Source organism: Acinetobacter sp. 40AMC3-4 (genome assembly GCF_049898185.1).
GTDB lineage: Bacteria > Pseudomonadota > Gammaproteobacteria > Pseudomonadales > Moraxellaceae > Acinetobacter.
On record NZ_JAFCXG010000007.1, the window covers coordinates 85785 to 98213 of the forward strand.

Below are 12429 nucleotides of genomic sequence, written 5' to 3' on the forward strand. Positions count from 1 at the left end.
ATCCTGTTGCCAAATATTTTCTAATTTTCATTAGAATCCAAACAGGCGATTTTAAAATCGTGATATCCAATTCTTGCAGTATTAAATCTATATCTAGATTCATAAAGTTGCCTTAAAAATCACGTCTTCATGTTCAGTATGAGTGACTGAATATGCCAGCTTAATATTGATCTACTTTCCGTACTAAACCCTGATAAATATGAGCTTAAAACAGTCGAAGGATTTAGCTTCGTGCGCTGAAACAATAAAATAATTATACTGAAAATGGAATTTTATTTAGCAAAGTTGATCTCTAGGGTTCAGTTTTCTTGACAATATTTCTGTCCGCTTAGCATCGCTATTTTTATTTGTCAGCAGTTGCTGCATAAATATACAAAATGAGATAAATATCACGACCTTAGTTTTATAGCCATCGCGTGCAAAATTGCATATTCTTGAAAGGTTCTTTTTCGAAAAGTATGGACCAAGAAGATGACGACTGTAAGACAGCAGAACTTCCTTCTTCGTAAAGAGAAGATCCTGAGCATGGCGGAAAGCCTGCTACTGGATAATAATCAGGACATTACCCTGAGTGAGCTGGCCAGTGAACTGGACATCGCAAAAGGAACCATCTACAAACATTTTAAAAGCAAGAACCAGTTATATTTAGAACTGATTATTCTGAATGAAAAAAGAATTCTAGAAATATCAAAAAAGCATAATAACGATATTAAAAATTATGTTTCACAATATATGCTCTATCACATGCTCAATTCAAACCGAACCATCCTGTTGCATGTCATTGAAGAGCGTTTAACCAATAACGAGAAAAATCTGAAAGAATTATTTCAGGAGCTTTATCGTATTCGTGAAGAACGGATTATCCGGATTAAAGACATCACCCATGATTATCTGGTGGCTTTAGAAAGTGCCATGTCGATTCGCGATTATTTGTCTTATATCTGGACAGTCACCTATGGCGCTTCGCTGTTATTAAATTCGACCAATTACCAAAAAGCGATTGGGTCACGTGAACGTCTGATTAAGCTGTATATTAATCAGGCGCTGATGACGCCAGATAAAATCTCATCGGTATAATCACTAAAATAAAAAATGCCTGATTCGATCAGGCATTTTTTATTTGGCTGTATGATTTCATATGATCATTAAGAGTGATCTAACACGACAACGATCAGGCTGCCACAGGCGGGAAACCATCTTCGGTTAAAGCTGCAACAATCTCAGATTCACTGGCTGTCGATTCAACTTCAACCAGTTTAGTGGCCACATCAATATTCACAGTGGCATTTTCATCCAGATCTTTAATCGTAGCCGTGACACTGCGCGCGCAGCCACCACAGGTCATGTTTTCAATACGGAATTTCATGTTTAGCTCCATAGGATCGGTTTAAAGTTTATCTGATTCGGCAGACTATATTTAATCTGAGCTGAACTGCAGATCAGGTCAGTGCTGCTCAGGGACGACACCCTGTTCAATCTGTTTTAAAATCTGGCAATCGGACTGTTCATTGCCGGCACACTGCTCCACCGATTGCTCTAATATCATCAGCATATGCTGCATATCGGCAATTTTCTGTTGTAAAAACTGGATATGTTTTTGTGCCAGCTGTTTCACCTCACTACTCTGGCGTGAGCTGTTCAACCACAGACCGAGTAATTCTTTCATCTGCTCTGAAGAAAATCCCAGTTCACGTGCATGCTGTATAAAACTTAAGGTTTTAATATCCGCATCACTATAAATCCGATAACCTGTATCACTTCGTTTCGGAGCCGGCAACAAACCAATATCTTCATAATAACGAATCATTTTTGCAGAGATGCCGGATCGTTTTGCGGCCTGACCAATATTCATCATACTGACTCCTTAAACTGCAGCGGTTGATAGGCTTTTAATCTCAAGGCATTGCTAACGACAAACACAGAGGATAATGCCATCGCACCTGCGGCAAACATTGGCGATAACAGAATGCCCCAAAACGGATATAGCACACCTGCAGCAATCGGAATTAAGGCAATATTATAGACAAAGGCCCAAAACAGATTCTGTTTGATATTGCGCATGGTTGCCTGGCTTAAACCAATGCCCGTAGCTACATGCTGTAAATTGCCTGACATCAGCACCACATCAGCAGCTTCAATCGCGACATCGGTGCCGGTACCAATCGCCATACCAACATCGGCCTGTGCCAATGCCGGTGCATCATTGATTCCATCCCCGACAAAAGTGAGCACGCCGTATTGCTGCTGGAGTTGTCGTACTGCATCGACTTTTTCATGTGGTAAGACTTCCGCAATCACCTGATCAATTTTCAACTGTTTGGCGATCGCCTGTGCGGTATGCTGGTGATCCCCGGTAATCATCGCCACTTTGAGGCCTTGGTCATGCAAGGCCTGAATCGCGCTATAAGTGGTCGGTTTAATCGGATCGGCTACGGCAATAATTGCAGCCAGCTTTTGATTAATCGCTACATATAAAGGACTGCGGCCCTGATCACCGAGCTTTTGTGCAGTGTCTCTAAACAGATCGACATTTAAGCCCAAGTCCTGCATCAAACGTTCTGCACCAATATGCAGCTGCTGACCGGACACCTGTGCTTTGACCCCAGCACCGGTAATCGAATCAAAATCCGTCACTTCACTCAGTTGCAGTTCTTGCTCACGGGCAGCCTGAACAATAGCGTGGGCAATCGGATGTTCAGATTTAGCCTCCACTGAAGCGACTAGCTGTAATACCTCTTGCTGATTAAAATCTGCTGTAACTTCAAAGTCGGTCAGAAGCGGTTTTCCTTCAGTCAAGGTTCCAGTTTTATCCAGCGCGACGACTTTGGTTTGCTGCAATAACTGCAATGCTTCGCCCTTACGGAATAGCACGCCCAGTTCTGCTGCACGGCCAGTTCCGACCATAATTGAGGTAGGAGTCGCCAGTCCCATCGCACATGGACAGGCAATAATCAGTACGGCGACTGCATTTACCAATGCATAGGTCAGATTCGGCTCAGGCCCAAACAGGAACCAGACCATAAAGGTCAGGGCCGCCAGTGCCATAACAGCCGGCACAAACCATAAAGTCACTTTATCGACCACGGCCTGAATTGGCAGTTTTGAGCCTTGTGCCTGTTCTACCATCTGAATAATCTGCGCCAGTACCGAATCCTGTCCGACCGCAGTGGCCTTGATTTTCAAGGTTCCGTTCTGGTTTACTGTACCGCCGACCACCTGATCGCCAGCCTGTTTGGCCACAGGCAAAGGTTCACCGCTAATCATCGCTTCATCGATATAACTTTGTCCGGCAACCACTTCACCATCGACAGCGACTTTTTCACCCGGACGAATTTCAATCAACATTCCTTGTTGCACATCGGAAATTGCCAGATCAACCCAGTGATCATTCTGTTCTACCCGTGCCGTTTTCGGTTGCAAGCCGACTAGATACTGAATCGCTTCCGAGGTTTTACCTTTGGCTTTGGCTTCCAGATAACGCCCCAGTAAAATCAGCGCGACAATAACGGCGGCCGCTTCAAAATACACATGCACAGTGGACTGCGGTAACAGCTCCGGAAAAAAGGTCGCAATACAGGAAAAGCCATATGCGGCAATGGTTCCAACGGCCACCAGCGAGTTCATATCCGGTGCCAGACGCAATAGTGCCGGAATCCCATGCTGATAAAAACGCCGTCCCGGAATAATCAGCACCAAAGTGGTCAGTACAAACTGCAGATACCAGCTGTTCTGGGTTCCCAGCGTATGGGCAATAAAATGATGAAATGCCGGAATCAGATGCGAGCCCATTTCCAGAATAAATACAGGTGCTGTCAGAATGACTGCAAGCCATAAATCTCGTTTCAGTTGTGCCGTTTCATTGGCTTTCTTTTCCTGAAAAGCATCATGGCTATCTGTCGACATATCCCTACCAGATTTTATGGTGGCCTGATAACCGGCTTTCTCCACCTCAGCAATCAAGGCCGGAATCTGGGCATGCGAGGCCTTCACCCAGGCAGTTTCAGTGGCCAGATTCACTTGTGCATCCAGCACGCCCTCCACTTTTTTTAGGGCTTTTTCTACGCGAGCCACACAGGATGCACAGGTCATGCCTTCAATGTTCAAATCAAACTGTTGCGTCGGTACATCGAAACCGGATTTTTCAATTGCTTGAACCAGCGCAGCGGCAGCAATCGGCTGCTGGCTTTTAATAAAAGCTTTTTCAGTCGATAGATTGACAGACGCCTCGACCACGCCTTCAATTTTTTTCAAGGCTTTTTCCACCCGAGCGACACAGGAGGCACAGGTCATACCGCCAATCTGCACCTGCTGCTCATATAAGCGGTTGCTGTCTTGTTCTACCATGCCCATCTCCATGCCTCAACTCACTGTTGATGTTATAGCTTAAACATTCCCATCATGGTAAGGTCAAGTCCTTCATCTGACTATTTTAAAAATAATGCAGCGTCCTGCTGCGATTTAAAACTACCCAATAAAAAGCCCGAAGATGACTTCGGGCTTGTCTAACAGTGTTTAAAATATAAAATGCATCAATGTTATTCAGCAGAAATATCTTCAAACAGGATCGAAGACAGGTAACGTTCACCACCATCTGGCAAAATCACCACAATATTTTTACCGGCATTTTCAGGGCGAGCCGCCAATTGTGCCGCTGCTGCCATAGCCGCGCCACTTGAAATACCGACCAGGATACCTTCCTGAGCTGCTGTTTTACGTGCCCACTCGACTGCATCTGCACTATGAATGGCAATCACTTCATCAACGAGGTCTAGGTCCAAATTGCCTGGAATGAAGTTGGCACCGATCCCCTGAATTTTGTGTGGTCCAGGTGTAATGTCTTCACCGCGTTTGGCCTGACCAATAATTGCAGACTCAGCAGGTTCCACCGCCACAGAATATAAAGGCTTGTTTTTCACTTTTTCAAAGTAGCGTGAAATACCGGTAATGGTTCCACCCGTTCCGACACCTGCGACCAGAATATCGACATTGCCCGCAGTCGCTTCCCAGATTTCTGGGCCCGTGGTTTCTTCATGAATTTTAGGGTTGGCCGGATTTTCAAACTGTTGTGGCAGGAAATATTGTTCAGGGTTCTCATTCAGCAAACGTTCTGCCTCTTCAATCGCGCCCTTCATACCTTTGGCCGGATCAGTCAAAACCAGATTGGCACCCAATGCTTTCACCACCTTACGGCGTTCAATACTCATGCTTGAAGGCATGGTCAAAGTAATGTCATAACCTTTGGCTGCCGCAACAAAAGCCAATGCAATCCCGGTATTGCCGCTGGTTGGCTCGACAATATGCATACCGGATTTGAGCTTGCCAGATTTTTCAGCATCATTAATCAACGCGGCACCAATACGACACTTGACTGAGAATGCCGGATTACGGCTTTCAATTTTCGCAAGTACCGTGGCCGGAGCGGAAATCACACGATTAATACGAACAAGCGGTGTATTTCCAATCGCGTCTGCATTATTACTATAAACCGCTATACCTAAATTATTCGGTGTTGGAAAAGCTGAATCTGTACTCATGATGATATCCCTGATGTTATTGGTTCAAGTCGCTTAAACATCATACAAGCATTTTTTTGCTTTGTAGATGTTTGATGAAACTTGCACTTCATTGCACGAATGTGAACTAAAATACTTTCTGCACTATGCAATAAATTTATCTTATCTATCAATATTTAAAATATAATTTTAATTGATAATTCAATTCATTAAAAACCATAAAACTTAACTGTTTTTAGCAAGGTATTACGGGCTAAGACCCGTATAATTAGCGGGCTGTAACTTTATAATGGACATATTGAATGAAAACCGATTTTGAAATCACGACTATGCGCGATTCAGCAGAACAGGTCGTTGGCATTTTAAAATCTCTGGCCAATACCGACCGTCTTCTTATTTTATGTCATCTGTCTCAAGCGGAACTGAATGTTTCAGAAATTGAGGAAATAACTGAGATTAAACAGCCGACACTTTCCCAGCAGCTCATGATGTTGCGCAAAAGCGATGTGGTAGATACCCGGCGCGACGGCAAACAGATTTATTATTCAATTAAAGATCAAAATTTGATTGTGGTCTTAAATACCCTTTATCAATTGTATTGTGGCAATCCAGCTAAATAAAGAATCTTTCTTTTTTCAGTCATCAAGATAAGTTTCTTTAAACTCTTATTGAGGTCGTTCTACACCACTAAGATCACGATCATAGAGTTTTTTAAATGATCTACGACTGACCCAGATGTTTCATTTTAAACATGATTCATCAAGAATCTAGATCAGCTAAGACTTCTTAGCAGAATTTGTGCATAATATATCTATATTTGTGATTTAGACCTTTTTATGCAAAATTCCAAGTCTAAACTTCTGCATAGACTGCCTGCCTGGGCATGGTTAAGCCACTACACGCCGGTCAAATTTAAGTCTGATGTGCTGGCTGCCCTGATTGTGGTGGCAATGCTGGTGCCTCAAGGGATGGCCTATGCCATGCTGGCAGGATTGCCGCCGATCATGGGTTTATATGCGAGCATCCTGCCGATGATCATTTATGCCCTGCTCGGTGGGAGTTCGACTTTATCGATTGGCCCGGTAGCCATCATTTCCATGATGACTTTTGCTACGCTCAATCCACTTTTTGAAGTCGGCTCACCAGTCTATATTGAAGCTGCGACTTTATTGGCACTGATGGTCGGGATTATTTCCCTGCTTTTGGGATTATTCCGTTTTGGTTTTCTGATCCAGTTGATCAGTCATCCCGTGATTCAAAGCTTTATTATTGCCTCTGCCTTATTGATTGCGTTTGGGCAGTTAAAGTTTTTGGTCGATCTTCCTTTAAAAGCCAATAACCTTCCGGAGTTTGTCAGCAGTTTGCTGCAATATTTCCCGCTGCTGCACGTGCCGAGCCTGATTTTCGGCCTGTTCTCTATCGGTCTGCTAATCTATTTACCCAAGTTATTAAAATCTCAGGCTGTACAAAGCCGGATCGGCTCTACAGATTTTCTGGTACGTGCAGTGCCCCTGATTCTGGTATGTCTCGGCATTGCAGCAATTGTATTTCTGGATTTAAAGCTTCAGGGCATTAAAACCGTCGGTGCAATTCCGTCCGGTTTTCCACCCTTGTCTTTTCCACACTGGAACTGGGAACTGGTCATGACCTTATTACCGGGTGCCAGCATGATCGCCATGATCAGTTTTGTGGAGTCACTATCGATTGCTCAAGCGACGGCCTTGCAGCAACGCAGTCATTTAAACAGTAATCAGGAACTGATTGCGCTCGGTCTGGCCAATATCAGTGCAGGCGTGAGTTCAGCTTTTCCTGTGACGGGCAGCCTGTCGCGGACGGTGGTGAATGCCGATGCCGGTGCTAAATCACCTATGGCCGGTGTTTTATCCTCGATTCTGATTATTTTCGTGAGCCTGTTCTTTACCGGATTTTTTGAAGATCTGCCGCTGACCATTCTGGCCGCGACGATTATTGTTTCCATCTGGAAGCTGGTTAATTTTCAGCCATTTTTTGATGCCTGGCGCTATTCCAAGGCAGATGGCCTTGCCATGTGGATTACTTTTCTCGGCGTGGTCCTGATTGATATTTCCACTGGTTTGATTATTGGGATCGTTTCGACCTTTGTGCTGATGGTATGGCGAATCAGCCGTCCGCATATTGCAGTTGTCGGTCTGGTCGAAGGAACCCAGCATTTTCGTAATATTCAGCGGCATCAGGTCAGTACCTCCGACCGGGTGCTGTCACTACGGATTGATGAGAATCTGACGTTTCTGAATGCCAATAGCTTCAAAGGTTATCTGATCAATGAGATCAGCCTGAATGACCAGCTACAACATGTGATTATCAACTGTTCCAGCATCAGTGCGATTGATCTGAGTGCCCTGGAAATGCTGGAAGATTTAAATGCGGAACTGGCCAAACTGGATATTCGTCTGCATTTTGCCGAAGTCAAAGGTCCGGTCATAGACAAGCTGCAAGCTTCTAAATTGATGACGCATTTGAGCGGGCGCATTTATCTGACCCATTTTCAGGCGATTCAGGACCTGGCGCCAGAGATCTTTGAGCAGCATAAAGATTATACAATTTAAGACAGCAGATACTTGAACTTATGGCCGGAAATTCCAACCGGTCATAAGTTCTAACTTCTTAAATTTTCAAATATAATTTGAATTTATCTATTTAACTTTGATATTTATTTCATGAATACAATTTTAAAAGTGGTGATTTATTCATCATTTTAAGAAGTTTTTCTTCAATATAAGCAATGTTTTAAAGCAATTAATTTTAGAATAAATCAATAATATCAATATCTTGGTTTTTATATAAAAATATATTTTAAGCCTTGTTTAAATTAAGTATAAAATAGCGCAACTTTTTCCCAAATTTAGCCCTCGTAATTTTCACAAGGCAACCTTATGTTTTCTGCCCTTATGCGCATGAGCTTAGTCTCTCGAATCATCATCGCCATTATTTTAGGTGTGGGTGTGGCTGTGGTATTTCCCGAAGCTACTCCCTCATTAAGCCTATTGGGCGACCTGTTTATTAAAGCCTTGAAGTCTGTTGCACCGATTCTGGTTTTCATTTTAGTTTTAGCTTCTATCGCGAATTTTAAGGTGGGTCAATCCAACACCCCCATCAAACCGATTATGATCATGTATGCAGTGGGTATGTTCCTTGCTGCACTGAGCGCTGTGGTGTCGAGCATCTTATTTCCAAGTACGCTGTTTCTGGATATCGCTGCACAAGCTGAATTACAGCCACCTGGCAGTCTGGTAGAAATCCTGAAGAATTTACTGCTCAGTTTTGTTACCAATCCGGTCGTTGCGATTGCTGAAGCAAACTTTATTGGTATTCTGGCTTGGGCAGTGGCCTTGGGTATTGCCTTCCGTCATGCATCGGATAGCACCAAGACGCTTTTGAATGATGCAGCCTTTGCAGTGAACTATGTGATTCGTTTAGTGATCAGCTTTGCACCTGTGGGTATTTTTGGTCTGGTTGCGGTGACTTTTGCTGAATCTGGTCTGGATACACTGACCAGTTATGCACATTTACTTGCTGTGTTGCTCGGAACGATGGTTTTTGTGGCACTGGTGATTAATCCGCTTCTGGTTGCCTTAATGACGCGTAACAACCCGTATCCACTGGTGTTCACCTGTTTGCGCGAAAGTGGCATTACCGCTTTCTTTACCCGTAGTTCGGCAGCCAACATTCCGGTCAATCTGGACTTGGCGAAACGTCTGGGTGTTAAAGAATCGACTTCAAGCATTGCCATCCCTCTGGGAGCGACCATCAATATGGGTGGTGCATCAGTGACTATTACGGTTCTCGCCTTGGCAGCAGTCAATACCTTGGGCATTAGCGTGGACTTTAGTACCATGCTGATTCTTTCTGTGGTGGCAACCGTCTCGGCATGTGGTGCTTCTGGTGTTGCAGGCGGTTCATTGTTACTGATTCCAGTTGCATGCGGCCTGTTCGGGATCTCTTCGGATATCGCCATGCAAGTGGTCGCCATTGGTATGGTGATCAGCGTATTACAGGATTCTACTGAAACCGCGCTAAACTCATCGACTGATGTTTTATTTACTGCAGCAGTAGACCGCGCATCAAATTGATTTTATATTGATTAATCAATATGTTTAGCCAATGATTTTGTTATGCCATTACAGCGTTTACCTACCTGGGTACAATTAGGGGCGTTTTTTCTTGCGGTCAATGCCGGCATGATTAACGTCCTGGGTCTGGTGACGGTACTGCACCAGTCTGTTTCACATATGACCGGTAATGTCAGCATGCTGGCCATGGCCCTGCTGAACTGGCAACCAGAACAGATGTTGTATCTCTTTCTGGTCACACTCTGCTATGTCATTGGTTCATCCTATAGCGGGCTGATTCTTGGAAATAGTCACTTTCGCCTGGGGCAGCTTTATGGTTACCCTTTAAGCCTGGTGGCTATTTTTATTTTGATCTGCTGGTTATTATTGCCCTATTTCCCGCGCTGTGCCTTGTTATGGGCCTGTGTCGCCATGGGCGTGCAAAATGCCATGGTCAGCCATTATAAAGGCGCCATTATTCGCACCACGCATTTATCTGGCGTACTCACCGACCTCGGCTTGGCGATGGGCTACCGTTTGCGCGGATTAGAGGTAGAATCACGACGCGTAGTTCTGCATCTGCTTATTTTGTTCGGTTTTTTAAGCGGTGGCATTCTTGCCAGCTGGCTATATCCTTATTTAAAATTAAATGCATTCCTGATCCCGGCAGTGCTGAGTCTGGTTCTCAGTCTCACGTATTGGGTGATTTATTTACGTTATCGACATCAACACGACTAATATCTGGACATTCTCATGGTTAAAAATGCATTGCAGGCACAATTGTTAAAGGCAGGATTGGTCGACAATAAAAAAGCCAAAAAACTGTCTAAACAGGCTGTGCATGAAAAACGCACCGGTGACGGTACCGAGGCTGAAATCAAAGCCAAGATTGAACAAGACAAACAGCAAAAAATGGCCAAAGATCAGGCAATTGAGCTAGAGAAAAAAGCAGCTTTGCAGGAAAAAGAACTGAAAGCCGCAATCATGCAAATGATTAACCAACATAAAATCCGTGATACTGACGGCGATGCGGTGTATCAGTTTATTGATGACAGTAAAGTCAAAAAAGTCTATTTAAACCAGCAAATCTATAATGCGCTGGTGGCAGGCAGTCTGGTCATTGCACGTGAAAATGACAGCTATGCTTTCTTGCCAAAAGCGCTGGCAGATCGTATCAATGCGAAAATGCAGGGCTTTATCATTGTGAATAATTCAGAGAAAAATGAAGAAACCACCGATGAAGAAGATCCATATGCTGCTTATGTTATTCCTGATGATTTGATGTGGTAAGCCTCGCGATATCATTACTGAAATATCGAAGATCAGAAACCCGCAAAGTTGCCGGTTTTTTTATTTGTAGGTGCTTTTATTGAATGATTCGCACCAATAAATATGTTTTAAAAGGTTATCCAATATTAAAAAATCTGATCCAAAACTATAAACTTGATCTAAATTTTTGATTGAAGAGAAAGATCGTTTGGAACAGTTGAATTTTATTCGGAATATTCAAGAATGGGCAGATCAGTACCCATGGCTGGAAATGCTATCTTCACTGAGTATTGTGATTTTACTGGCGATTCTTGCCAATCTATTTGCCAAGCAAATTGTGGTACGCGGAATACGTCAACTGATTTCCAGAATGCCTTTTGCAAATAATCAGATTTTTGCTGAGCATAGCGTGATTCGCCGGATTGCCAATATTGTTCCGGCAGTCGTGATCATGAACGGGATCACCACGGTACCGCATTTATCTGACAAGGTTGAGTCCTTTGTGCAAATGGGTGCACAGGCTTTTATTTTCCTGACGATTGCCCTGGCTCTTGGTGAATTACTGAATATTTTTAACCTGGTCTATCAGCGTAATCCCAAGTCACGTAACAAACCGATTAAAGGCTATTTGCAGCTGGTCAAGCTGATTATCTTTATTGTCTGTGGCCTGATGATTCTCGGCACTTTCCTGAAAAAAGATGTCTTTACCTTACTGGCTGGCTTCGGTGCCATGGCCGCTGTGTTGATGCTGGTCTTTCAAAATACCATTTTGTCGCTGGTGGCGTCGGTTCAGATTTCATCTTATGACATGGTGCGGATTGGCGACTGGATCGAAATGCCCTCGCTGAATGCGGACGGCGATGTCATTGATATGTCATTACATACCATTACGGTACAGAACTTTGATAAAACGGTGACCACGATTCCGACCAACAAACTGGTGACGGACACCTTTAAAAACTGGCGTGGCATGCAGGAAGCCGGTGCACGCCGGATCAAGCGCTCGATTCATATTGATCAAAGCAGCGTGCATTTTATGTCGGCTGAAGAACAGAACAAGCTGAAAAATTTTATTCTGTTGGATCAATACTTAAATACCAAGTCAGAGGAACTGGAACAATTTAACCTGCAACTGAGCCATCATTCGCAATATAACCAGCGCCGTCTCACCAATCTGGGAACTTTCCGTGCCTATGTGGAATTTTATCTGCAACAGCATTCGGGCATTAGTAAAAATCATTCCCTGATGGTGCGCCAATTGCAGCCGACCAGTGAAGGTTTACCGTTAGAGATTTATGCCTTCACCAATACCACCGCCTGGGTCGAGTATGAAAATATCCAGTCGGATATCATGGATCATCTGCTGGCGATTATTCCGGAATTTGGTTTAAAGGTGTATCAAGCGCCTTCAGGTCTTGATTTAAAGGAAGCATTTACTCAACCGTCTTCCATTATTACTTAAACACAAGTCATCCAATCTCAAGCCTGAGATGCTGCTGCATTTCAGGCTTTTTTATTTCCTCATCTGTTTAGATCCTGACTGGCATAAATCTGGCTTT

At 43.8% G+C, this 12429-nt stretch carries 11 protein-coding genes; 7 read left to right on the forward strand and 4 right to left on the reverse strand.

Going from position 1 to position 12429, the window contains the following annotated elements; genetic code table 11:
* Positions 1-471: 471 nt before the first annotated feature.
* On the forward strand, positions 472-1077 hold the full coding sequence (locus ACP7BU_RS10085; protein ID WP_004280405.1) for a TetR/AcrR family transcriptional regulator: 606 nt from the start codon (positions 472-474) through the stop codon (positions 1075-1077).
* A gap of 94 nt (positions 1078-1171) precedes the next feature.
* On the opposite strand, the gene ACP7BU_RS10090 is transcribed toward ACP7BU_RS10085, so the two are convergent.
* The 4 genes from ACP7BU_RS10090 to cysK all read right to left on the reverse strand — a co-directional run bounded on the left by ACP7BU_RS10090 (position 1172) and on the right by cysK (position 5534).
* Complete coding sequence (locus ACP7BU_RS10090; RefSeq protein ID WP_004731127.1) at positions 1172-1366, reverse strand: heavy-metal-associated domain-containing protein; 195 nt, start codon at positions 1364-1366, stop codon at positions 1172-1174.
* 78 nt (positions 1367-1444) lie between these two features.
* Positions 1445-1855 carry a Cu(I)-responsive transcriptional regulator gene (gene cueR / locus ACP7BU_RS10095; RefSeq protein ID WP_253146287.1) on the reverse strand — a complete coding sequence of 137 codons (411 nt, stop codon included), beginning with the start codon at positions 1853-1855 and terminating at the stop codon, positions 1445-1447.
* Complete coding sequence (locus ACP7BU_RS10100) at positions 1852-4350, reverse strand: heavy metal translocating P-type ATPase (RefSeq protein ID WP_425878598.1); 2499 nt, start codon at positions 4348-4350, stop codon at positions 1852-1854. Before ACP7BU_RS10100 ends, cueR begins: the two co-directional genes overlap by 4 nt.
* Positions 4351-4535: 185 nt before the next feature.
* Positions 4536-5534 carry a cysteine synthase A gene (gene cysK / locus ACP7BU_RS10105; RefSeq protein WP_278357021.1) on the reverse strand — a complete coding sequence of 333 codons (999 nt, stop codon included), beginning with the start codon at positions 5532-5534 and terminating at the stop codon, positions 4536-4538.
* A gap of 281 nt (positions 5535-5815) precedes the next feature.
* Here cysK and ACP7BU_RS10110 point away from each other — a divergent pair, with 281 nt between their 5' ends.
* From ACP7BU_RS10110 to ACP7BU_RS10135, 6 genes are all read left to right on the forward strand, one after another.
* The gene (locus ACP7BU_RS10110; protein ID WP_004280410.1) at positions 5816-6133 is read left to right on the forward strand and encodes an ArsR/SmtB family transcription factor; all 318 of its coding nucleotides are present in this window, start codon (positions 5816-5818) and stop codon (positions 6131-6133) included.
* A gap of 216 nt (positions 6134-6349) precedes the next feature.
* Positions 6350-8098, forward strand: a complete 1749-nt coding sequence (locus ACP7BU_RS10115; RefSeq protein ID WP_425878514.1) for a SulP family inorganic anion transporter — start codon at positions 6350-6352, stop codon at positions 8096-8098.
* Between the two features lie 327 nt (positions 8099-8425).
* Positions 8426-9622 (forward strand): serine/threonine transporter SstT, encoded by a 1197-nt coding sequence (gene sstT, locus ACP7BU_RS10120; RefSeq protein WP_425878516.1) that lies wholly within the window; start codon positions 8426-8428, stop codon positions 9620-9622.
* A gap of 42 nt (positions 9623-9664) precedes the next feature.
* Positions 9665-10339 carry a YoaK family protein gene (locus ACP7BU_RS10125; protein ID WP_425878518.1) on the forward strand — a complete coding sequence of 225 codons (675 nt, stop codon included), beginning with the start codon at positions 9665-9667 and terminating at the stop codon, positions 10337-10339.
* Between the two features lie 15 nt (positions 10340-10354).
* Positions 10355-10891 carry a DUF2058 domain-containing protein gene (locus tag ACP7BU_RS10130; protein ID WP_425878520.1) on the forward strand — a complete coding sequence of 179 codons (537 nt, stop codon included), beginning with the start codon at positions 10355-10357 and terminating at the stop codon, positions 10889-10891.
* 166 nt (positions 10892-11057) lie between these two features.
* Positions 11058-12332: a mechanosensitive ion channel family protein gene (locus ACP7BU_RS10135; protein ID WP_425878522.1), complete on the forward strand. Its 1275-nt coding sequence runs from the start codon at positions 11058-11060 to the stop codon at positions 12330-12332.
* The last annotated feature ends 97 nt before the right edge of the window (positions 12333-12429 follow it).